Consider the following 23527-nt stretch of genomic DNA (forward strand, 5'->3'; position numbering starts at 1 on the left):
TGGCGTTCCTGCTTTTCCTGCTCGGTGAGCGTCTCGGCTTCCTTGTACGATTCTGTACCCTTGCGCGGGCTGTAGATGAACATGAAGGCGCTGTCGAACTGGCACTGTTCAAATGCCTTGAGCGTGTCTTCGAAATCTGCTTCGGTTTCGCCCACGAATCCGCAAATTACGTCCGTCGAAATGCCATAGAACGGATCTTTGCTGCGCAACTGCTCGATAATCGAGAGGTATTGCTCCATGTTGTGCTGGCGGCGCATCTTCTTGAGCATGGCGTCGGAGCCACTCTGGATAGGAATGTGCGCGTAGTGGCAGACCTTCGGGTTGTTCAGCAACACGTCGATGAGTTCGTTCGTGTAGTGCCTTGGGTGCGGGCTCGTAAAGCGAATGCGGCGGATGCCGTCGATTTCAGAAACCTTCGTGAGGAGGTCGGCAAAGTTGCCGCCTTCTGTCTTGTAGGCGTTCACCGTCTGGCCAAGGAGCGTCACCTCGGTAATGCCCTTGTCGGCGGCCTTGCGTACTTCGGCGAGAACGTCTTCCATGTCGCGGTACTTTTCCGGCCCGCGGAGGTACGGCACAATGCAGTAGCTGCAGCGCTTGTTACACCCGCGCTGGATCGCGATGAAGGTGGTAAAGTCGTTCTGGAGCTTTGCGTATTCGCCCAAGTAGTTTTCGCTCAGGTCCTCGTCGATGAACATCTTGTGGTGCGTCAGGTGCAGCGGGCTATGGGCGTCGCCGAGCAATAGTTCCGGAATTTTCTTGTACTGGTCCGGGCCCACGATGTAGCTCACGTTCGGGAGGCGCTTCAAAAGTTCCGGCCCGCGATTCTTGGCCATGCAGCCGCACACGACAACCTTCACGTCGGGGTTTTTCTTGTTCAGGTACTTGAGCTTGCTGATGTTCGCGATGGCGGTTTCCTCGGCCTTTTCGCGTACGCTGCAGGTGTTTACGATGATGAAGTCGGCATCTTCTTGGTTGCTCGTCTCGATGCAACCGCACATGTCGAGCTCCTGGGCGATCATCGCCGAGTCGTACTCGTTCATCTGGCAGCCGTATGTGGCCAAGTGGTATTTTTTCATGCGTGCAAATGTAGAAAAAAATATAGAAGGGGGAGGTATCCCCCTCGCTTCAGCCACGGCACGGCCGTGTCTTCCGCTACCCCCACGCCTAGTGGCTCCGCCCCTAAAACCCCGATGTTCGCAAGAATATTTTTGCTATACTTAAATTATGGCGAAACCCTTCAGCAAATACCTTGGAAAAATTGCTCTGATGACCGCGGCGGCGCTATGGGCAGGTTGCAGCGATTCCGAAAAAAACGATGATGCTGCCAAGCAGGATAATCCCAAATTGATTCATCCCTGGGACACGAAGAAATTTTTCGACGAAAAGCCCGAAGGCAATCTCCTTGAGAAAAAGGAAAAGCGGAGATTGGATTCCCTAAAGAATATCGGCAAACTGATTGACACGGGTGTAACTGCTCTTTATGGAGTTTATGTGGCGGATTCTATGGTGGTCGCCAACGCGTCTGCAAAAACTCCGCAAAATTCGAAAGGCCTTGCCGAATTTCCGGTTAGAGAAAAAATATCTGTTGCTGAAGGTAGCTCGCTTGACAAAGAATCTATTTTTAATGTCTTGGTTTCTTTCACGCCAGGATTGCGCCATATATACAGTATCAGGTATTTAAAGAAAAATCCTGATAAACATTTTGAAGGCGAAATCACCTTGAAGTTGACAATCGCTGCGGACGGCTCGGTTAAAGAAAATCAAATTAAATCTTCGACTACAGGTTATAAAGAATTTGATGAAGATATTCAAAAAGCTGTAAGTCGCTGGAAATTTCCGAAAGTGAAATCGGGTGAGACCATTGCGACTTTCCCGATTACGTTTCACGAAAATCCGGCTGAATCAAAGACTTCTCGGCCTGAATAAGGATTTTTACCTATGCGTCAAGATTCAAAATTTTCAGTTGTGTTTGCCTGCTTCGCATGTGCAGGCCTTATCGCCTGTGGCGATGACGCGAGTAGTTCCGGCCCCGAGGGCGGCGAAAGCAGCGCGGTCGAAGAATCAAGTTCGTCGGCAGACATTTTTTCAAGTAGTTCGTCATGGATTGCCACGAACTCTTCGAGTTCTCGCAATGACGGAAAGGACACTTCTGCGGTTCATGTTGCGGACACCACCAAAATCACTTATACCCTCAAGCCCTTCGACGGCCCGCTTTCTAACCCGCACAAGGGCTTCACGGTTCCGACGGGTGGCGCCTGGGTGTTCGTGCCGGAGTTCGAATACGGCCCTTACGGTTCTCTGAACAACAAGGCATGGGACTTAATCTCATACGGTTCCGGTTATCAGCAGTGGAACAAGTTGAATCCGGCAAAAGGTGTTTACGACTGGACGGAACTGGAAAAACTTTTGAATGCTTTAGCCGAGCACAACATGGGCTACGCCTTGCGCGTGTTGCCGTACACGCCATCCTTTATCAAGAGCGATTTCCCACCCCAAGAGGAATACGATTGGACTCCGCCTTTTGTCTACGAAATGGGGGCGAAGAAAATACAGATTGACTTGCGTGGGACAGACTACCATGCATACGCTCCGGTCTGGGATGATTCCATTTATATTTGGGCTGCCAAGGAGTTTGCAAAAGCTTTGGCCGAAAAATACGATGGTGATCCGCGCATAGAATACATTGACGTCCGCACTTTTGGCGAATGGGGCGAATGGCACACGTCTCACATTTTAGGGAGCGAAATGCCTGCCGATTCGGTGTTGATTGACATGCTGGATTATTACGCATCCCTGTTTAAGAAGACCCAACTGGTGCTGCCTTCTAACGGTTTTGGCGATGTTTATACTCATGCGCTTGAACTCGGCATTACCAAGCGAGATGATGGGTTCATTGGCATTCCCGGCAGGCCGGATACGTTGTTGCGGGCGTACAATGCGAATCTACCGACTATTGCCGAAAATATAGCCGGTTACAAGACGATGCTTACTTACGACGATCTGATTCCCGGAGGTAGCCAGAAGTGGACTGCGGAACGCTGGGTGGATGCGATTACTACGGCTCATTTGACTTACTACGTGCTGGATCAAGATAGCGATTGCGGTTACAATTTCTACAGCGACAACAAGGCCCTTGCGGATTCAATGAGCAAGGTCATTGGGTACAATTTCACGGTGACGCAAGCGGAACTGGTGACTGTCGCGACGCCTGCCTCCGGAAACGCCACCGATATCACAAGTATGCTGAACGTTACCGTTAAGAACACCGGCGTGGCGCCCTGTTTCTTCGATATCTACATGGTGGCGGAATTTGTCGATAGTACGGGCAAGGCCCTCGCACAAATTGGCGTGCCCCTCCTCATTCCCAAGGGGACCTTCAAGGACGGTAGTTCGCAGATTTTCTTCTTTAAGACACCTGGTGTGGCGAATGTTGTAACCCAGCCGGGCGTTTCCGTGGCCCTTTCCCTCTACGAAAGCGAAGATGCCTTCAAGAGCGGCAAAAATCCGACCGTCCGTTTCGACAACGATGGCCTCCAGGAAAATAATAAGCTACTATTGCAATCCCGATAACGCGCGTGGTTTCATGTCCCTTCTGCTTGCCCTTCTTTTTCTAGCGCTTTTCATAAGCGCCATTGTCCGCGGAAAGTTTTCTTACGGCAAGGCGGATTATGATTTTCATGAGCATCCGGTGCAGTTTGTTATCGTTGTCGTATTCATTCTGGGCGTGTCCGCGCTTTGCTTTTACCGGTTCCTTGTTGAGATGGAATTCATTCGGTAAATTTCTACATTTGGGCGCGCTATGCTCAAAAAGAAATCCCTCATTGTTTTTGACTTGGACGGGACTCTGTTCAATACGCTCGGCGACCTTGCCGTGGCGGTGAATTTTGCGTTGCGCCATTTCGGGCTTCCGGAACACGACGAACAGCGCGTGCGGACTTTTATCGGGAATGGTTCGATGAAGTTGATTGAGCGTAGCATGGGGGAGGCCGCGCTTTCTGAAAATATGGCCCGCTCCGGTGTGACCGTCGAAATGGTCCACAAGGTCTATTCAGATTTTTACTGGGAACATTGTACCGAACGCACACTCCCGAATCCGGGAATCGTAGATTTCTTGAACAATTCCAAAGCCCGCGTGGCGATGCTCACGAACAAGCCGCTTCGCCCGAGCGAAAAAATCCTGAATCACTTTGGACTCCGCGACCGTTTTGAATTTATCCTTTGCGGCGACACCACGCCCGAACGCAAGCCGAGTCCCGCTGGCCTGCTCAAGATTCTTGAAATGGCAGGCGTATCTCGTGAAGATGCGGTAATGGTGGGCGATGACCAGCCGGACATTCTTGCAGCCCGTAATGCCGGGGTAGACTGCATTACGCTCCTTTGCGGCTTTGGAAAACCGGTGAACTTGCTTCCGTTAAAGCCCGAAAATACGGTCGAGAGCTATGCGGAAATGTGCCAGTTGCTGGCTAGAATCTCTAACTAGTATTTTTTCTATATTCATACCATGACTTTCAAAATTATATCTTCTGTTCTGGCGGCAACTCTCGCCCTTACGGTCACTTCCTTTGCCGACGAGGCCATCCGCTTTGTTCCCGAAAATTACCCGATAGGCGTCTTGAATCAGGGCGATACCAAGCATATCGTTTTGCAAGGTGCTAATATCACGGACAAAGAAATCGTTCTCGAAAACGTGTTCGGCCAAGGCAATGGCATGTCGAACTTCAAGTACCCGAGCAAGATTCCTGCCAAGGGCACGGTCAAGATTGAATTTGACTTCAACTCTGCTGAAATGGAAGGACAAATCAAACCGGTTGTGGTGCTGGTGGATACCACTGGTAAGCCCTATCTTGCCAATATGGATGGCATCGTGAAGGTTCCGTTCATCTTCGGCGAAAAACTCTTTGACACGGGCTACTACACCAAGGGCGAAAAGCGCGAATGGACATTCTATGTATGGGGTACCGACAAGAAGGAACGTCCTGACCTGACCCTCGCACCCGAGTCTGCCAAACAGTTTTCCATGTCTGCCAAACCGGTGATGCTGAACGTGGACAAGTTTGATCAGATTAAGGAAGGCGGCAAGGTCCCCGGTCTTAAAATCACTCTTTCTACTAAGGTCCTTTCTCGCGAAGGCTGGGAACTCAAGCAACAGAGTATCCGGAAGATCGTTTCGTTCAAGAGCAAAAAGTACCCGAAGGCTACGCCTGACGTGCTGATTGTTGGTTTCTGGAAGTAAAAAAACGGCTTTTTTGGGGCTTTAGCCTTGCAAAAAAGCCCACTTTTATCTAATTTTGACCCACCAATGAACCAACGGGATGTAGCTCAGCCTGGTAGAGCGCTTGAATGGGGTTCAAGAGGTCGCTGATTCGAATTCAGTCATCCCGATAAAAAACACCGCTTTAAAAGCGGTGTTTTTGCTTTAGAAGCTTGTATCGGTTTTATGCCGGAGCGTTTTAACTCTGCTTTTCTTCCTCTTCAGGCGAATTTTCGTCATTGCGTTCATCTTCGCCCTTTTCTTGTTCCGCAGATTCTGCGGCCATTTTGAGCGGATGGTCTTCGATATAGTCGAGACTTACCTGGAAGTTTTCGCCCTTGGGCTTTTCGGCATCTTTTTTCAAAGCGGCAAGTTCAATAGCGGCGGCTTCGTAGTCGGCTTCGGTCACCCATTCGGGCCTCCACACGATCACGCGGTTACGGCCACCTTCCTTACCCTGGTAAAGCGCCTTGTCTGCCATTTGAATGCTGCGGTCTGCTCCCAGGCGTTCGTCGAACCTGGCAACACCGAGCGTAATCGTAATCTTGATGGTGAAGTCCGCGTAGCGAACGGTCATCTTTTCAATCTGTCTGCGGAAACGTTCTGCGACAGCCCTTGCGCCTTCGAGGTCAGTTTCGGGCAACAACGTCAAGAATTCTTCGCCACCGTAGCGGGCGAATACGTCGTACTTGCGCAATAGTCCGCGAATTGTTTGCGCCACCGACTTCAGGATGATGTCGCCACAGGCGTGTCCGTAGGTATCGTTGATATTCTTGAAGTGGTCGATATCGATAAAGATAAAGCAGAACGGCTTGTGCGTGCGGGCAGAACGACCCATTTCGTTTGCGATGGTTTCGTTCATGTCGCGGCGGTTCGGAAGACCCGTCAGTTCGTCCGTTTTCGAAATCAGTTCCAACTTCTTGTTGGCCTCTTCCAAATCCTTGGTACGTTCCTTGACTTCCTGTTCCAAGATTTCCCTATGGGCGTTCAGTTCCTTAATCTGGCGCTTAATGGTATCGTGCATCGAGTTGAAGGCGTTGCCCAACTGGCCCAGTTCGTCTTTACGGCTACCCACGTCAATGTTTTCGATATCAAGGTCTCCGTCAGTGATTCTACGGATGTGCTTGGTAATGCGGTTCAGCGGAACGCCCAGCGTGTAGAACATCCATGCTGCGACAAGGAAGATAATCAGGATTGCCACAATCAGGATGGCGAGACTTGCCTGCGTTGCCGAGGAAATAAGTTCATCGATTTCTCTCTGCGGCTGGAAGGCGAAAAGACCGAAGTCCGTATTGGAATCAAAGTAGTAGTTGACAAGGTATTTTTCGTTGTCGGACAGCTTCTGGAATTGGGCCTTCTTGACATCGTAGTTGCGGGGGTCGATATCTTTCAGTCCCAGTTCCGAAATCTTGTGCGTATCTGTTAGCCAGCGCTTTAAGTCCGGGTGATAAAGAATTTCCCCTTGACCATTGATGGCAACCAGGAATCCGTTTTTGCCGACTTTATAGTTCGGAAAGTTGGTCCAGAGTCTGCGGAGAGAAAAACTTGCTATCAGGTATCCTGAAGAATTTGACCTGTTCATAATGCTAATGCCGAACAGGCGCTTCGGGGGAGCGTCTGTTGCTTCCCTAAACCAGGGCGTCAAGTAAGGGCGGTGCGGAGTAATGCGCGAAAAATCAATGGGGTAGGGGCTTTCTGTTGGAATGCCGACCATGGAGTTGTCGCAAATGAACGAGTTGTCTCTGTCGTATAAAGTAACGGTTTCACCCGAAATGAACAATGTCGAAATGCTGTAGCTCTTAAGGTAGCTGGCAGCCGTATTCGGATCGAGACTTTGAATTTCGGATGTCTTGGAAAGAAGTGTCAGGCGGTCGCCAAACTGCTTCATTTCGCTAGATGCCATGTAGCCAATCTGCGAGAGAGTCGACTCGTTGTTGTTGAAACTCCATTCCAACATCAGGTTTGTCTGTTTTGACGTGAAAATAAAGATACTCCCCGTGACCACGAGGGTCATGGAGAAAATCAAAACGATAAGCACCTTGAAGACGATGCTTCGTGAAAAACCTGATATCGTGTGTATAGACATAAAACTTTACTTCGAAATACTGATTATTTTTTGCGCTTGCGGAGGAAGGCAAACAGGAACCCGAGGATAAGCATGACAACGAATACGAAGGGTGCTGTCTTTATGTTATCGTCGACGGCTCCGTTGGTGGAATCCTTGGCGACTTCAACCTGGGGCTTTTGCTCTTCGTTAATCTTGTTCCAGGCTGCCTTGAATTCGGCTGCCGTCATAATATTGGTTGTCGGGTAGTTCAACTTTTTGTCGATTTCGACCGTGAGGTCCTTGAATATCTCGTACAGCTTGTCTTCGGAATAGAGCGACGGGATTTCCATCTGTTCCCAAATGGCGCTGAATAGTGTGTTGAGTTGCTGTTCCAGTTCGCCCCATTCCGGAATGGCCACGTAGGCGCGACCGGTTTCAAGAGCGCGAACGAGTATGCTGTAGTCTTCGTCCTTAGCCCATTCCTGCAGAACCTTTCTAGAAGGCGGCAAAAGGCCAATCTGCTTGGTGTAAGCGTCCAGGTTTTCATCGTCGGTCAAGAAGAGCAAAAGGTCAAGAGCTTCTTTGCGTTTGTTGTTTGCCGGAATGGCGAGGTTTGAACCGCCGATAAAGCTGACGCTTCCGACCTTGCCTCTAGGAATGGGAACCACCATGACGCTGTCGGAACCGATTCGGGCGTTAGAAAGGCCTCCCATGTTTCCGTGGAAACGGGTCTGCATGATGATTTCGGAAGTGCTCACGATAAAGGCGAGTTCGCCATTGTTGAATTGCTGGGCAATCTGTGCCGTATTGGTCTGCAGGGCTTCGGGCGCTACGAGCGTATCCATAATAAAGTGGAGGTAGCTTGCAATGCCTAGGAGCGTTTCTTCAGAAAGGATGTTGGCGTGCCATTTGCCGTCGGCGTCTTTCTTGATGAACGAACCGCCGTTGCTCCAAATCCAGGGGGCAAAGTTGTGAGGAAGGTTCCAGTCGCTCCTGCCGGGGAATGCGTAACCGCGTACGTGGGCACCGTCTTCAAGAACTTCGTCTTTTTGGTTGACTTTGCGAATTGCTTTCTTGAATCCTTCGTAGGTTCTAATGGAATCTTTAGTGATGCCGTGTTCAGCAAGGATTCTCTTGTTGGCAAGAACAGCTCGAATATCGATAAACCAAGGCACGGAATAGATTGTCGAGTCTTCGTCGATATGGGTCGTGTTCCAGCTGACGGGGACAAAACGTTCCGGTTGAATTGCCGAAAGTTCTTCGTTTAAAGGCTTAATTTCTTTGCGGGATGCAAAGTACGGAATCCAAGTAGTGCCAAGCTGCAATACATCGGGGGCCGGCTGAGTTCCGGAAAGCGCTGCCGTAATGCGGTTCCAGGCTTCACCCCAGTCAAGCACTTCGACCTTGGTCGGAATGCCTGTTTTCTGGGTGTAAAGTTCAAGACGTTTTTCGAGGATTTCTTGCGGAGATGCGCCATTGGGCATAATCCAAACTGTGAGCGGTTGCTTTTTAGGGGCGGCCATAACTGCAGTCGAGGCTATAGCAATCGCTAGAATTGAATGCATAATTCTATTCATCATCAAACCCATGAACAACTCTCCTTTCTTATCGTATCGTCATGAATATTTGAACATTAAAATAATAAAAAAAAGGGAAAAGTGAAAAAAATCACAGGATTGGCGCTCGTAAAGATAGTCCAAAGTGGAATAAAAATGGGCAAAAACGCCAATATTTGTAAACTAATATAAACAAAAGTGGCTAAACGTGATAAAAATCAAAAAATAAGTTTTTTTATGATGAATATCACCAAAGAATCATTTTTTAGTTATATTTTCCACGTCGTAAGAAAACGATAAACAACCCTTAAGGAGTTAATAAAATGAAAAAAGGTATCATTACCCTTCTCTGCGCCGGCATGATCGTTCTTTCCGGCTGCTATGGCAAGTATGCATGCTTCAACAAGCTGCTCGCATGGAACGGCACCCTTGGTAACAAGTGGCTCAACTCCATCGTCCACTTCGCCATGAACGTGATCCCGGTCTACGGTATCGCTCTGTTCGTGGACTTCCTCGTCCTCAACACTGTCGAATTCTGGACTGGCTCCAACCCGCTCGCTGCTGGCGACTCCTACTATGAAAAGGACGCTCAGGGCAACACCATTGCTGCTGTCAAGAACGCTGACGGTTCTATGACTGCTGAAATCACCACCGCTGCTGGCGAAAAGGCCGTCCTGACCCTCCAGCGCGATGAAAACGTTATCCGCGCCATCGACGCCGAAGGTAACGTTGTCGCTCAGCGTGAACTCGACAAGTAATTTCTTACTTGATTGATTTTCAAGGACCTTGGTTTATGCCAAGGTTCTTTTTTTATTGATTTTATTATATATTTAGGCTATGCTTAGGCGTGTGTGCTACATAGGGGTGTTGTTGTTCACCTTGTCTTTGATGTCTTGCGTCAATGACGACATCAAACGTGGAAACGACGCCTTGCGTATTGGCGACTATGAACGCGCTATTACGAATTTCTCGAAAGCCTTGGATGTTGAACCAGCCAACCGCGATGCCCGTTACGGGCTGGCCCTTTCGTATTATGCCGATGCGGAGCAGGCTGACCGAATCAACGATTCCTCGTTTGTCCGTTGGAGTCGCGCCGCCCGCGAATTCAAGATTCTTTACGGTCTAGATAGTAGCGGAAGCATCGATGCCAATTATTCGACTTGCTTGTTCTACTTGGCCCGCGCTACGTTGAATCAAGATGCGTCTGCAAATGTGTTGTCCTTATTGGATAAATCTATACAACTGGATAGTTTGAACTATTTTAGCTATAACTTGAAGGGCTTGATTCTTGCCCGGAGCAGTGCTCCTGGTGATCTGAATAGCGCAAAGAACATATTCATCCATATCGTGACTCGAGAACCCGGATTCATTTCGGCATACATTAACCTCGGAAACATCTATTGGGAAGAAGGCGATGTGGAATCGGCCTGGGACACTTGGTCTGCGGGCTTGCAGAAGGCACCTACAAACAGTTCTTTGATTTACTGGACTCAGGTTGCCGAAGATTCTTTGAAGTCGATGGTGCTTTCGGGTAGACTATGAGCGTAAAAAGTGAAAAGTCTATGGCAAGCATCTTGGACAGGGCTTGCGATTGCGCCTTGTTGCATCAGGGTGGTGAAGCCGATGTTTACGAACTTGCATGTGACGAAGGCTTTTATGCCTTAAAGTGGTACCATTCCGGTTGCCGCTTTGAAGAATCCGTCGTTGACCGCCTGAAGCACTTGAACATTCCTGGGCTTTACCGAGTCCGCGAATCGGGCGTTCGTGATAATACGCCATACTTGGTTTACGATTTTATTGAGGGCGTGAGCTCGGCTGATGTTCCGGCGATGCCGGTAGCGGTGGCATTGAAACTCTTGCGTGGAATAGTGCAGACACTTGATGCCTTGAATAAAGAAGATATCCATCACGGCGATATCAACCCTTCGAATGTCTTGCTTTGCAAGTCTGGCAATAGCTTGCAGACTCTTGTGATCGATTGCGGCATTGTGGGGCCCGGCGCCTTGGCTTATGCGGCTCCGGAACGCTTTCAAGGCAAGCCCGCCAGCACGCAGAGCGACCTCTACAGTTTGGGAATGCTTTTGTTCCGCTGGATTGCCGGCGTTGATTTGCTTGAATCGGACGATTACAACAATCTGGCAGCCCAAGCTCTGGCTATCGAAGGCTTGGATATTTCTTCGCGACTTTATGACCTGGACAGTTGCAAGCCGCAGGAACTTTCGGCGCTGGAGCCGTTGTGGAAGGCCTTGCTGCGGGAATCTCCGGAGAATCGCGCCGAAGATTTTGACGAACTGGATGAACTTCTGGAAATTGCCCTTGAATCAATTGGCGTGGGGGAGGTAACCGCCCAGACGGCTCTGCAAAAATATGCCGGTGAAGTCCTACCCGAAAAAATGGGGCGAAAATTCCCGACGGAGCAAAAAAGTGCTTTCCCGTACAGCCAAAACGATAATGAAAACAAAAAAAATACCTTAAAAATTGCCGTTTTGGCCATTTTAGGACTTATATTAATTACAACGGTGTTTTTCGTGTTGGTTGGGACAAAAAGTCCCGACATCGACGAAACAGGAAATTTGTTGCTTCAGAAATCCAGAAGTTTGGAATCGGTTGAATCGGGGATAGAAAATCGTGGAAATTCTGCTCCTGATACGCTTCCGCCTGCGGTACTGAAGGATTTGCCTACGCCCGTATCGGAATAGTTTTTGAAAGAGGTTTTCGTATGAAGTCAGAATCGATGCTCGCGACAGAAAGAATGCTCGATGTCGTAAGAATCTTACTGGATGAAGTCCAGCCGGAATCTCTTTTTGTGAAAATTCTCGAAGTGGCGAAGGATGTTTTGCATGCCGATGCCGCGGTCCTTGATACCGGCGGCGAAAATGCGATTCACTTGAGCAATCCCGAAAAAGTATCGATTTCTATTTCTGCAGTAAAGCAGGCCAAGCTCGAAAAGAAGGCCGTGGTGTGGAACCAGCTCGATGACGATTCCGCCGACCTTTCGAAGTCTATTGTACAAAACCAGCTGACAAGCATTATGGTGTCGCCGTTCCGCACGCCTGAAAGCGAAGCCGGTTACTTGTACTTGCAGCGAGCCGCCCGCGAAGAGCCTTTTACCGAAGACGATAGCGCCCTGTTCGATTCCTTCGTGATGGTGTGCGAAAAGTTCGCATTTGCCGCCTTCGACCGTTTGCGTGACAAGGAATCCTTGAATGTCTTGCGCAATGTCATCCGCAAAGACGGCATTGTGTATTCGAGCAAGGCCATGTCCGACTTGATCGCTCTTGCAGACAAATTAGCAGGGCTCCCGATGCCGGTGATTATCCGTGGCGAAACGGGAACCGGTAAAGAAGTCATTGCCCGCTATATTCACAGGCATAGCCCTCGCGCAGACAAGCCTTTTATCGCAGTCAACTGTGGCGCCATTCCGGAACACTTGATGGAATCGCTTTTGTTTGGACATGCCAAGGGGTCGTTTACGGGTGCCATTGAAACCCGTAAGGGATTTTTTGAAGAAGCCGATGGCGGAACCATTTTCCTCGACGAAATTGGCGAACTTCCTATGAACATGCAGGTGAAGCTTTTGCGCGTGCTGCAAGAAAAGCATATTACCCGCGTGGGCGACAATCGCGAAATTCCGGTGAACGTGCGCATCATTAGTGCAACGCATGTAGACCTGGAAGAAGCTGTCAAGGCAAAGCGCTTTAGGGAAGACTTGTACTTCCGTATTCAGGTGATGCCGGTAGAAATGCCGCCCCTGAGAGACCGCGGACAAGACGTTGTGCTCTTGGCCGAAGAATTCTTGACCCGCTATGGGGCGGAATATGGTCGTGGAAAGTTCCACTTGAGCCGCAACGCCGAAAAGGCGATGCTCAGTTACCACTGGCCGGGTAACGTGCGCGAACTCGAAAACAAGGTCCAGAAGGCTTTGGTTCAGGCGGTACATGGAGTAGTCCAGCCTGCCGATTTGGGCCTGGGCGATGTCCAGGCGCAGGCCAAGGAGTCTCCGCGCACGCTTAAGGAAGCCCGCGAAATCGTGGAACGCGAAGTAATTGGCAGGGCGCTTTCCGACAGTAATGCGAATCTGACGCTCGCAGCGACGATTTTGGGCATCGACCGCAAGGTTCTGCGCGAAATTATGGAAAGATTGGGAATGAAAAAAGAAGACTATAAGAAATAGTTTTATATATTTATTATAGCCTAAAAGACGGTTGGCACGGAATTTGCAAGAGATTGAGTATGAAAAAGACTACTCTCATAACGACAATTATGATGGCTGCAGCGCTTAGCTACGCTGCTCCGTCTTCTGCGCGTCCGGAGTCTTCTGTCCCGACCCCCGCCGAGAATATGGAAATTTCGCGAGAAATGCCCAATCTCGGTGCAAAGGAAAGCGCAGACTGGCAAAAATTGCGTGCAGAACGTCGTGCTGCCCGAGAGCAAATTCTTACGGACTTGCGCAATAGTTCCTCCGCTGAAAAGAAGAATATCCGCCAGGAAGTCTCGAAAAAGCGGAACGAAAAGCCTCGCTTGGAGGGGGAAATCCCGAAAAATCAATCTCGCGAACGTCGTCCTTTTTATGAGCAGCCTGAGTCTCACCAAATGAACCCGATGCGAGATATGCCCAATGGTCCTGCTCCGGCTCCCATGTATCCCATGAATCCCATGTACCCCAAGGGTCCTGTGAAGCCGATGGATCATCCCCATCGCTAAATGCGTTTCATTGTAATAGTGCTATTGATGTTTTCGTCTTTGCTTTATGCCGAGACGCAAGAATCTGTGTACTATCGTGCCATGAAGGCTGAAGAAGCTGGCGATGTGTCTGCCGCCCTTGCTGCTTTTGAAGAAGCGGTTCAGATTCCTGGTCCCTATACTGAGGAACTTCGCGAAATCATTGACGAATATTATAAGGCCCTTGATGCGACTACGGAAACGAAGAATCCGTGGTCGCTTCGTTTTTTAGGCGATATCGGTTTTTACGGCTTGCATTATAACGAATATGGCGGTGTTGAAAAAGTCAGCGAAACCGGTGGCGATATCTTCTTTTCGCTGACACCGTTTGTAGACTATTCTACAGGCGACTGGATTCATTCTTTTGGCTTGGGCTTTTCGGGTGACTGGTTTGTGGCAAACGACGATATGCCCGTGCTTGATACGAACGACTGGAATCTCTCGGTCGGACTTGAATATTCCTTGGTCGGTAAATCCCTGATGCTTGATGTGGGGGCCGACATCAAGATTGTCGAAGGAGCCTATGTTTCACCCAATTTTTATGCATGGGTGGAAAGCGACTTTTACCGATTTGAAAAACAGCGTATCGGTGCAGCGGTCTGGGGTTATTATGATCCCGATGGTCCGCTTTCGTTTGCTTTGTACGGCTCCTGGCATAGAATGGTTCCCTACGGCCTGAATTGGTCTGTTTATGCGGGGGCCCGTTTCGAGGCGGATTCCGCGGTGGATTTTGTGAGCTATATGGAGGCGTATAAGAACGCTATTGAAGAACTGGAACAAGAGGATGAATTAGGGACGGAGTACCCGTGGGAAAATTCCATGTACGGGAATTGGCAAAACCCGATGCAGGTTTGTCTGGAAACCTATGGACCGGAATGCTATAACTGGAATATCGGAAAACTGGATTCCATGTATTGGGCGCAGCAGAATGCGTCTAAGGATACGATGTCTTCTGTCAATGTGGCTATTCCCAAGTATTTTGCCAAATGGTTCGGCCCAACCCTCCGTTCGCGGGTTTCCTATAAATTCAAACGCAATATAACGCTCGAGGCTAGGCTCAATCTGTTCTATGGATTTGTTTTGGATGGCCCGGATAACGATTACGAAAAGATGCGTAAATTCAGTGGTGTCTGGGGTACCATGCTCTATTGGAAACCGAATGCGTTGACGCTATATTTGGGCATTGAACAATTCTACAAGCATTACAGCTTGCCCAAATATTATAGAGGAGTCTATCCGGAAAACAGCATCCTTTCTGAAGTGAAAGCCGGCTTCAAGTGGGAAATTTAAAAACAAAAAAGCAGGACTGAGTCCTGCTTTTTTATGGAGATAGTGGGAGTCGAACCCATGACCTACAGATTGCGAACCTGTCGCTCTACCAACTGAGCTATATCCCCAGGATGTAGGCGCAATATAACTTATTTTGCGACCTTTGGCAAGTCGAGCGCCTTGTTTTGGACTAGTTCCCGCGGTTGTCCATCGAAGAGAACATCGAGATGATTTCTTCGGTGAAGAGCGAACCAGGGAGTCCTTGTGCAATTTCAAGAGCCTTTTCAAGATGGTCTTGGGCGTTTGCCTTTGCTTTCTTGAAGGCGTCTTTTTCGTTCAACTTTTCGATAATCTTTTCGGGAACATCGGGCTGATCTGCCTTTGCAATAAGTGCTTCCATTTCGGAGCGCTCTTGAGCGTTGCTGCCTTCGAAGTAGTACAGCAGCGGAAGCGTAATCAGTCCATTGCCTAAATCAGTGAACTTGGCCTTGTCTAGATTCTTGCTGCCAAAACCATAGTCCAAAAGATCGTCTACAATCTGGAATGCAATTCCGAAGTGGCTTCCCATTTGGGCGCATTTGTCGATAATCTCGTTGTCAAAACCGGCAAGGATTGCACCGATGCGAGCCGCTGCTGCAATTAGGGAGGCTGTCTTTCCGTCGATGATGCGGTCGTATTCTTCGAACGAAAGACGCATGTTTCCGGATTGATCCAATTCCAGAATTTCGCCGGCGATCAATTTGTCGGCGGCCTTGGACAGCACTGTCGGAATATCATGCGATTCTTCGTCGATCACGCATTGCATGGCCTGCGAAAGAACGTAGTCGCCGATAAGCACGGCCACTTGCGTGCCCCATTCCTTATGCGCGGTCTTTTGTCCGCGACGAATGTCGGTGCCGTCGATAATGTCGTCGTGTACAAGGCTTGCAAGGTGCAAGAGTTCAATGCCTGCGCAGGCGTGTGCCACTCGCAGGGAGTCGGGCTTTTGGGCGCCGCTTTGTGCAATCAGGCAAAGGAGTGTCGAACGAATGCGCTTGCCTTTGCGCAGGAACAGCGATTCCAATCGTTCGCAGATTCCTGCAGGAGCATTCTTGGCGACGCCGAGAATGACTTTTTCGGTAAGTTGCAATTGTTCTTGGACAAGTGCGCGTGCCTGAGAAAGCACGGTCTGAAAATCTGCCTTAGTCGGAGCCATTGGAACCTTTAAACATCCAGGTCGTTCAAGACCTTGTAGGCGTTGGATTCAATGAACTTGCGGCGCGGTTCCACGTCTTCGCCCATGAGCATGCTGAAAATCTGGTCGGCTGCTACGGCATCTTCCACATAGCACTGCTTGAGGAATCGCTTGGTCGGGTCCATGGTGGTTTCGGAAAGCTGTTCCGGAGACATTTCGCCAAGACCTTTGAATCGGCTCACGGTCACGTTCTTCTTGTCTTCGAGCTTGGCCATGGCTTCGTCTTTGTCGTTCTCGTCGAACAGGTACGTTTCCTTGGTGCCGACCTTGAGCTTGAACAGAGGCGGCATGGCGAGGAACACGTGACCGTCGTCGATGAGCGGGCGCATGTAGCGGAAGAAGAAGGTGAGAAGCAAGGTCTGAATGTGAGAACCGTCCACATCAGCATCGGTCATGATCACGATCTTGTTGTAGCGGAGCTTTTCAAGCTTGCATTCGGTGCCGAGACCACAACCGATGGCGTTCACCAGGTTCTGGATTTCTTCGGTGTCGAGCACGCGGTGGAGGCTTGCCTTTTCCACGTTCAAAATCTTACCGCGCAATGGGAGAATGGCCTGGAATTCACGGTTACGGCCCATCTTTGCAGAACCACCTGCAGAGTCACCTTCCACGATGAACAGTTCGCATTCCTTGGGGTCGCGGCTGGAGCAGTCGGCGAGCTTGCCCGGAAGTCCACCGCTTTCGAGAACGTTCTTGCGGCGGGCGAGCGTGCGTGCCTTGTGGGCGGCTTCGCGGGCCACGGCGGCGTTGTAGACCTTGTCCAAGATAATCTTGACCGCGGCCGGGTTTTCCTGGAAGTATTCTTCGAGCTTTGCGCCGAAAGCAGATGCCACATAGCCTGCGATTTCGGAGTTGCCTAGTTTGCGCTTGGTCTGGCCTTCGAACTGCGGCTGCGAGACCTTGATGGCGATCACGGCAGTCAGGCCTTCGCGGATATCGTCTGCGGTAATCTGAATGTCTTTTTTGCCCTTGGGCATTTCTTGCGCGAACTTGCTGATGACGCGGGTGAGGGCAGTCTTGAAGCCCGTCACGTGAGTACCGCCATCGTAGGTGTTCACGTTGTTCACAAAGCTAAAGAAGTTTTCCTGGTAGCCGTCGTTGTACCACATGGCGACTTCCAACGGGTATTGACCATCGGGGAGCACCAGGTGAATCGGGTCCTGGAAAAGCTTGGTGCGGTGTTCGTCCACGTAGCGCACGAATTCGGAAACACCACCCGGATAGCAGAACGTGTCGGTCTGCTTGTTTTCGGGGTCGCGTTCGTCGGTAAGCGTTAGGCGAAGACCGCTCATCAAGAAGGCGAGTTCGCGGAAACGCGTGGCGAGCGTGTCGTATACGTAAACGGTTTCACTGAAAATCGTATCGTCCGGATAGAATTCAACGGATGTACCAGTCGTACCGTCGCTTTCGCCGAGGTCAACCTGCGGACCACACGGGACGCCGCGGGCAAATTCTTGCTGAACTATGCGGCCATTACGGCGCACGGTAACAATCAACTTGTTGGAAAGTGCGTTCACGCAGCTCACGCCCACGCCGTGCAAACCGGCAGAAACCTTGTAAGAGCTGTTGTTGAACTTACCACCGGCGTGGAGCTTGGTCATCACGACCTGGATGGTGCCAACTTTTTCCTTGGGGTGAATGTCGGTCGGAATACCGCGGCCGTTGTCGGTTACGCGGATGCCGTTACCCGGCAAAATGGCAATTTCAATGTGGGAGCAGAATCCGGCCAGGGCTTCGTCCACGGAGTTGTCGACCACTTCCCAAACCAGGTGGTGGAGACCACGGATGTCTGTCGAGCCAATGTACATGGCCGGGCGGACGCGCACAGCTTCGAGGCCTTCCAAAACGGTAATGCTAGAGCCGCTGTAGTCTTCTTCGGCCTTTTTCATTTCTTCAGATTCTTCTGCCATTTTTTACCTTGTTTTCTTCTTCTAAATTCTTGATGCCCGTGGGCCTTTTTAACATGCTTTTAAACGAAAAGAATGTTCTTTACAGAGGGCTTTCCGAGCAATAAATTACACTTGTCAATAATAGCTTTTTTTTGCAAAAAAAGTTCCTGTTTCCATGCGGAACTGTCGCACTTTAACGTCAAAATATTGCGCTCAAATTTGACGATTTGAACGTGCGGTTTTATGAGCGGACCTACGATGGTTTCAAGGCCTTCGGAAAGCTTTCCGAGAGCCATTTCATCGGTAATATGGGCCTTGTCCAAGACCATCTGCAAAAGCACGCTAATGTCTTCGGGATCTTTCCCGCAGACAGGTTTCTTGCGCTTAATGCGATAGGGTTTTTCCATTAGAGCAACAGCAGTTTCGAAAGGACAAAGCCGCCAATCAAAATACTCGTCATGCCGGCCACAACGGTAGCCTTTGTGCTCTTACCAACGCCTTCGGCACCGCTATGGGTGGTAAAGCCAAAGAAGCAGGCGTAGCTTGCGATAAAGTAGCCATAAAGGGTCGCCTTGATAAGGCCTACCACCAAGTCCCAGTTCTGGTAGAACATGCGCACACCGTAGAAGAATACGGCAAAGGACACGTCCTTGTAAATGTGGGCCACTTCGTAACCGCCTACGATACCGATAAAGATACTGATCACCGTAAGGGTCGGGAGCATAATGATGGTTGCAATCAAGCGCGGAGCAAGCAAGAACTTGTATGGGCTAAGGCCAAGAACCTTGTAGGCGTCAAGCTGTTCTGTCACAGCCATGGTTCCAAGCTCGGAACACATGGAAGCGCCAATTCGGCCTGCAAGCACCATGGCGGTCAAGATCGGGCAAAGTTCCACCATCACCGATTTACCGACAGCCATTCCCACAAACATCAGGGGAATAATGTCTGCAAATTGGTAGGCAAGCTGCCATGCCATAATGGCGCCTGTGGCAAGCGATGCCGCCACCACCACGGGAATACTGGTAAGCCCCACGTGCTGCATTTGTTCCACGGTCGTGTGGAGGTTACTAAATGCGCCAGGAATGTTCTTGAAAAGCTGCCAGACAAAGTGCAAGTAACTTAATACCGTATGCAGGAACTTCCGGATAAACTTACCCAGACTTTCTGCAATTCTGTTCATGACGGTAATCAAGGAACCCTACTTCTTCTTGGATGCTTTCTTGGACGGAGCGCTGATAGCCTTCTTGTAAAGGTTCATGTCGCTCAGGTACTTGATAGCCTCGTTCAACTGCTTGTCCTGTTTCAAGGAGAATGCGGTACTGACGGAGTCGTTGATGAACGCGGTCAGGAGTTCGCGCTTGATGCCGTCCTTGATGTACTGCTTGTTCTCGTCAAACTGGGCGTTGCGGTTGTTTTCAAGAGCCTTGCGCATGTCGGCAATGCGCTTGGCAAGAGCGGTGTCACTCACGACCTTGGCGCTATCGCCCATGTAGTTTTGTTCGCGGATAATGCTCTTTTCGAGCTGGTCCACGCCTACCAGTGCGTTGCTCTTGATCTTGGTGAAGTTCGTGTCCTTCATGCAGAAGTCGCGGAACTGCGTAAACAGGCTGTCGGGGACTTCCCAGTTGGCGTCAATCTTCACGTTGTTCTTTTCAAGATCCGGACGTATCTTGACGGCAAACTTGAAGTACATGGCCATGCGTTCCTGCACCTGGACCACCCACGGCATGGGGGAGAGTTCCACTTCTACGTCAGGAGAAATACCGCCGCTACCGAACATCATGCGGCCGTTATGGGTATAGAAGGTGTCGACTTTGGCGGTGTCTTTCTTGGTAGAATCGGCCTTGCCGTCGCCTTCGTCGGCGTATTCTTCTTCAAGGAGCTTCAGGCCCTTGATGCCGTTTTCGGGTTTGTTGATGCAGCGTCCGAAGGGCAGGTAGTAGAAGGCGGTCGTAAGCTTGAGGGCGTTACCCTGGTTGTCGAGCGGGAAGATGGTTTGCACGGAACCCTTACCGAACGAAGTCTTACCGATAATCAAAGCGCGGTCCCAGTCTTGGAGGGCACCCGAAACAATTTCAGCGGCGCTGGCAGAACCCTGGTTCAAAAGAACGACCATCGGCACTTCAGGCTTCACAATACCATTTTTGCGGGCGTGGCTTTCGGTCTTTTGAGTGCGGCCACGGGTGCTCACGATCAAGTTGCCCTGCTTTAAGAACAATTCGCTGATTTCGATAGCCTGGTTCAAGAGGCCACCCGGGTTGTAGCGCATGTCGAGAATAATCTTCTTCATGCCCCTCTTCTGCAGAATCTTGAGGGCGTTTTCGACATCGCTCGTGGTCTTGTCGCTAAAGGTGGCGAGCTTGATATAGCCGATATCCTTGGTGACCATGCCGTAGTAAGGCACGGCGTGCACAATGATTTCGGCGCGGGTAATGGTAAAGTCCATCAAGTCGGGCACGCCTTCGCGTTCAATGGAAACGGTCACGTCGGTGCCGATTTTGCCGCGAAGCTTGTTCACGGCTTCGTCGAGGCTGAGTCCCTTGGTGTCCTTGCCGTCGATTTTACGGATGCGGTCGCCGGCGCGAATGCCCAAGCGGAATGCCGGGGTGCCGGAAAGCGGCGAAATGACGGTCAAAATATTGTCGCGGAGGCTAATGGTAATGCCCACGCCGCCGAACTTACCTTCCATCGAAACCTTGAGGCTTTCGTAGTCCTTGGGCGAAAATACCGTGGTATGCGGGTCCAAGATGTTGCGGATGCCGTTCAATGCCGCGTCGGTGAGTTCGGTCGGGTTCACGTCTTCGACATACTTACGGTTGACTTCGGAAAGCACCTTGTTCAGGCGCGAAACTTCGTTATAGAAATCGCCGGGAGGATCTTTCTTGTCGCTTGCTGCAAGCGGGCTTGTGGTGAGGCACAGAGCCGAAAGACCGGCTACAAAAAGGGTTCGAAAGTTCAGCATATTGAAATTCATGCTTTAAAAATACAATTTCATTTGTTTGTCGGGGTACAGAAAACGGAAAAAACCGGCCATTCGGCCGGTTTTTAATATAAGGAGAGAGAGAAAAAAGGTCAAAATTAGGCGGCGTCGTTCAAAACGCGGGCAAGCTGTTCGTTCCTGAGCTTTTCGAGCGCGGAATCCTTGAGCTGGCGGGTGCGTTCCTTGGAAAGGCCGACCATCGGGGCGATTTCCTTCAAGTTCAGGTCGGAATCCATCTTGAAACCGAAATAGAGCTTGATGATTTCCTTTTCTTGGGCGGAAAGGCTGTTGTTCATCGCCTTGTTAAAGAGCTTGGAGCGGTTGTTTTGTTCGGCAAGTTCATCGGTGCGGAATTCTTGTGCCGCAATGGTGTCGCCGAGAGTCATATCGCCGTCTTCGCCAACGGGGGCGTCGAGAGATGTAGACTTGTTACCCATCATCAAGATTTTCTCGATGTCGTCGGCTTTGTACTTGCTGACGCCTTCGAGGCTCTTCGGGTCAAGCATGAGACCGCCGCCAACGACCTGGTGCATGGCGCCACCCTTCTTGGCGAAGCGGCGGAGCACGAGTTCCTTTTCGGCGCTGATGCGGACCAGTCGACCGCGTTCCGCGATGGCGCGGGTGATGTTCTGGCGAACCCACCAAACGGCATAGCTAATGAACTTGATTTTCTGGGAGTGGTCAAAGCGGCGAGCGGCTTCAATAAGGCCCATGTTGCCTTCGTTAATGAGCTCGTTCACATCGATGCCCTGACCCTTGTAAAGGTTTGCGATGTTCACGACGAAGCGGAGGTTGCTTTTGACGAGCAGGTCCATGGCTTCGCGGCTGCCTTCGCGGACTTTGGCGAGAACAACCTTTTCCTGTTCCTTGGTAAGCAGAGGATACTTAGAAATGTCGTTCAGATACTGGAAATAAACATCCCTGTCGTCACGAACGTGTGTATTCTTTGTCATATCAACCTCGTTGCTTGTTGTTTCGTTTACATTCGTAAATCTACCTCCATTTCCATTTTGAAGTGTCACAGATTACGCCTTTGTTCGCAAAAGTTATTTGTGAATTTCGTCAAAGAAAAGTGGACTTTTGTCACGTTTTTGTCATAACGCCCTTTTTTTTGCCCAAATAAGGGCTATTTTTGTGTCTGCAAGAGGAAAAAATGACGACAAAGTACGCAAAATCCGCTTTTAGGGCTTTTTTACGCCGCAATTATGAACGTTTTGCGGAACTTCAAGAGGCTCAATTCGAGAAAAATGAGCGAGAATTGATCGAAATCATGGGTGATGAGAAGGATACCCAGTATCCGATTCCGACTTTTGTGCTGATGATTTTGATTTGGCTGTTTATTTTGTTGTTCCCGCTGATATTGTTGCTTGATCCGACATATCCGTTGACGCAAGTATCGTTTATTAATCTTGCTACTTATTATTTGCCGCTTTTGGCTACCTTCTTGACCTTCTTGGTGAATCAACGTTACCTTGTTCCAAAGTGCTTCTTTAGAAAACGTTATGCTTTGTTCTTTGCCGGCAACGCCGTGATTCTTTTTCTTTCGTTGCTAGGCCGCGAAGTGTTCTACTTCTTGATTCAGCGCAAGGCGGGCGAGGGAATTGTAGATTTCTTCAGCAACTATTGTTTTAGTGCGGGGGCCGTGCGCGGGCATTTTTCCGTCTGGACTGTACTTGTGTTTCTGATTGCGCTTGCGCTCATCTGCTTTGTTTGCATTTTGATTTCAATGTTTTCGAGGTTGATTATCAGAGCGTTTATCTTGCGTGAAAAGAAACGTTCAACTCTGGAATATGAACTTAAGTTTTTGAAGAACCAACTTTCTCCGCATTTCTTGTTCAATACGTTGAACAATATTACTAGCCTGATTCGCATTGATCCGGATCTTGCCGAGACAAGCATGACAAAACTCTCGCAGTTGATTCGCGTAATGCTTTACCAGACTGGCGACAAGTACATTTCGCTTAAAGAAGATGTGGGCATTCTTGAAAAGTATGCGGAACTTGAAAAGTTGAGGCATGACGATTCCTTTGATTTCAAGTTTGAATATGAACTTGAAAATCCGGATTGTCAAGTGGAGCCCTTGTTGATGATGCCCTTGATGGAAAACGCCATGAAACATTGCGTGAATCCGGACGGTAAGAGCTTTGCGCATATTAAGATTGTGCAGAAAGGCGATGAACTCAGCTTTGTGAGCGAGAATAGCAACTTCCCGCGCAAGGCAAAGCCGAATGCGAGCGGCCTTGGACTTTCGACTTTCAAGAAACGATTGGAATTGATGTATAGCGGGCGCTACCAATATAATGTGGGTGTGGAAGGCGGTGTCTATAAAACGGAATTGAAGGTTGTGTTGAAAAAGGATTCCGTGTAAACGCTGTGTACACTTTTTTGATTTTGTTTCAGAGAATCTCTTTACAAGAAAAAAATCATTATCTATAATTCTGCTCGGAGCAATTGAATAGTTTTTTAGATACATCTGTGAGCCACAGGTGTATTTTTTTATCCTGTTTAATGCTTTGTTTTTATATGGCTTTTTTACATCCTGCCTAGCGAGTGCTAGGGAGTTCAATAAACATCTTTAA

The 23527-nt window shown here is 49.6% G+C and carries 20 protein-coding genes and 2 tRNA genes; 12 read left to right on the forward strand and 10 right to left on the reverse strand.

The window, feature by feature from the left end:
- Window positions 1-1076: tRNA (N6-isopentenyl adenosine(37)-C2)-methylthiotransferase MiaB (gene miaB / locus QZN53_RS09805; RefSeq protein WP_163438790.1), on the reverse strand; the 1076-nt coding region annotated here is incomplete at its 3' end.
- A gap of 148 nt (window positions 1077-1224) precedes the next feature.
- Here miaB and QZN53_RS09810 point away from each other — a divergent pair.
- The 5 genes from QZN53_RS09810 to QZN53_RS09830 all read left to right on the forward strand — a co-directional run bounded on the left by QZN53_RS09810 (window position 1225) and on the right by QZN53_RS09830 (window position 5382).
- On the forward strand, window positions 1225-1926 hold the full coding sequence (locus tag QZN53_RS09810) for an AgmX/PglI C-terminal domain-containing protein (RefSeq protein WP_163438791.1): 702 nt from the start codon (window positions 1225-1227) through the stop codon (window positions 1924-1926).
- Between the two features lie 12 nt (window positions 1927-1938).
- Window positions 1939-3570, forward strand: coding sequence for a hypothetical protein (locus tag QZN53_RS09815; protein ID WP_163438792.1), 1632 nt, complete (start codon window positions 1939-1941; stop codon window positions 3568-3570).
- Window positions 3571-3799: 229 nt separating this feature from the next.
- Entirely contained in the window at window positions 3800-4480 is a 681-nt protein-coding gene (locus QZN53_RS09820; RefSeq protein WP_163438794.1) for an HAD family hydrolase, read from the forward strand.
- Window positions 4481-4501: 21 nt separating this feature from the next.
- Complete coding sequence (locus QZN53_RS09825; RefSeq protein ID WP_163438795.1) at window positions 4502-5233, forward strand: hypothetical protein; 732 nt, start codon at window positions 4502-4504, stop codon at window positions 5231-5233.
- A gap of 75 nt (window positions 5234-5308) precedes the next feature.
- Window positions 5309-5382, forward strand: a tRNA-Pro gene (locus QZN53_RS09830).
- Window positions 5383-5450: 68 nt separating this feature from the next.
- Here the strand turns inward: QZN53_RS09830 and QZN53_RS09835 are convergent.
- Both QZN53_RS09835 and QZN53_RS09840 read right to left on the reverse strand, forming a co-directional pair.
- Window positions 5451-7337: a diguanylate cyclase gene (locus QZN53_RS09835; RefSeq protein WP_163438796.1), complete on the reverse strand. Its 1887-nt coding sequence runs from the start codon at window positions 7335-7337 to the stop codon at window positions 5451-5453.
- A 23-nt stretch (window positions 7338-7360) separates the two neighbouring features.
- Entirely contained in the window at window positions 7361-8887 is a 1527-nt protein-coding gene (locus QZN53_RS09840; RefSeq protein ID WP_294652803.1) for an extracellular solute-binding protein, read from the reverse strand.
- Window positions 8888-9177: 290 nt separating this feature from the next.
- Here QZN53_RS09840 and QZN53_RS09845 point away from each other — a divergent pair, with 290 nt between their 5' ends.
- The 6 genes from QZN53_RS09845 (at window position 9178) to QZN53_RS09870 (ending at window position 14866) form a co-directional block, all read left to right on the forward strand.
- Window positions 9178-9612 (forward strand): DUF3332 family protein, encoded by a 435-nt coding sequence (locus tag QZN53_RS09845; RefSeq protein WP_088627447.1) that lies wholly within the window; start codon window positions 9178-9180, stop codon window positions 9610-9612.
- 79 nt (window positions 9613-9691) lie between these two features.
- Complete coding sequence (locus QZN53_RS09850) at window positions 9692-10396, forward strand: tetratricopeptide repeat protein (protein WP_163438797.1); 705 nt, start codon at window positions 9692-9694, stop codon at window positions 10394-10396.
- Window positions 10393-11553 (forward strand): serine/threonine protein kinase, encoded by a 1161-nt coding sequence (locus QZN53_RS09855; protein ID WP_163438798.1) that lies wholly within the window; start codon window positions 10393-10395, stop codon window positions 11551-11553. Before QZN53_RS09850 ends, QZN53_RS09855 begins: the two co-directional genes overlap by 4 nt.
- A 20-nt stretch (window positions 11554-11573) precedes the next feature.
- Window positions 11574-13028 (forward strand): sigma-54-dependent Fis family transcriptional regulator, encoded by a 1455-nt coding sequence (locus QZN53_RS09860; RefSeq protein WP_163438799.1) that lies wholly within the window; start codon window positions 11574-11576, stop codon window positions 13026-13028.
- Window positions 13029-13087: 59 nt separating this feature from the next.
- A complete protein-coding gene (locus QZN53_RS09865) occupies window positions 13088-13558 on the forward strand; it encodes a hypothetical protein (RefSeq protein WP_163438800.1) in 471 nt (156 codons plus the stop codon).
- Between the two features lie 27 nt (window positions 13559-13585).
- Entirely contained in the window at window positions 13586-14866 is a 1281-nt protein-coding gene (locus tag QZN53_RS09870) for a hypothetical protein (protein ID WP_294652811.1), read from the forward strand.
- A 34-nt stretch (window positions 14867-14900) separates the two neighbouring features.
- Here QZN53_RS09870 and QZN53_RS09875 read toward each other — a convergent pair.
- The 7 genes from QZN53_RS09875 to QZN53_RS09905 all read right to left on the reverse strand — a co-directional run bounded on the left by QZN53_RS09875 (window position 14901) and on the right by QZN53_RS09905 (window position 21901).
- A tRNA-Ala gene (locus QZN53_RS09875) sits at window positions 14901-14973 on the reverse strand.
- A gap of 62 nt (window positions 14974-15035) precedes the next feature.
- Window positions 15036-16040, reverse strand: coding sequence for a polyprenyl synthetase family protein (locus QZN53_RS09880; RefSeq protein ID WP_163438801.1), 1005 nt, complete (start codon window positions 16038-16040; stop codon window positions 15036-15038).
- Between the two features lie 8 nt (window positions 16041-16048).
- Window positions 16049-17989: a DNA topoisomerase (ATP-hydrolyzing) subunit B gene (gene gyrB / locus QZN53_RS09885; protein WP_163438802.1), complete on the reverse strand. Its 1941-nt coding sequence runs from the start codon at window positions 17987-17989 to the stop codon at window positions 16049-16051.
- A 59-nt stretch (window positions 17990-18048) separates the two neighbouring features.
- Window positions 18049-18375 (reverse strand): DUF721 domain-containing protein, encoded by a 327-nt coding sequence (locus tag QZN53_RS09890; protein ID WP_163438803.1) that lies wholly within the window; start codon window positions 18373-18375, stop codon window positions 18049-18051.
- Window positions 18375-19148, reverse strand: coding sequence for an ABC transporter permease (locus QZN53_RS09895; RefSeq protein ID WP_294652814.1), 774 nt, complete (start codon window positions 19146-19148; stop codon window positions 18375-18377). The genes QZN53_RS09890 and QZN53_RS09895 overlap by 1 nt, the downstream gene beginning before the upstream one ends.
- Before the next feature lie 18 nt (window positions 19149-19166).
- A complete protein-coding gene (locus QZN53_RS09900; RefSeq protein WP_163438805.1) occupies window positions 19167-20942 on the reverse strand; it encodes a S41 family peptidase in 1776 nt (591 codons plus the stop codon).
- Window positions 20943-21046: 104 nt separating this feature from the next.
- The gene (locus QZN53_RS09905) at window positions 21047-21901 is read right to left on the reverse strand and encodes a sigma-70 family RNA polymerase sigma factor (RefSeq protein ID WP_163438806.1); all 855 of its coding nucleotides are present in this window, start codon (window positions 21899-21901) and stop codon (window positions 21047-21049) included.
- Between the two features lie 200 nt (window positions 21902-22101).
- Between QZN53_RS09905 and QZN53_RS09910 the strand changes: the two genes are divergently transcribed.
- Complete coding sequence (locus tag QZN53_RS09910) at window positions 22102-23316, forward strand: sensor histidine kinase (RefSeq protein WP_163438807.1); 1215 nt, start codon at window positions 22102-22104, stop codon at window positions 23314-23316.
- The last annotated feature ends 211 nt before the right edge of the window (window positions 23317-23527 follow it).

Source organism: uncultured Fibrobacter sp. (assembly GCF_900316465.1).
Lineage (GTDB): Bacteria > Fibrobacterota > Fibrobacteria > Fibrobacterales > Fibrobacteraceae > Fibrobacter.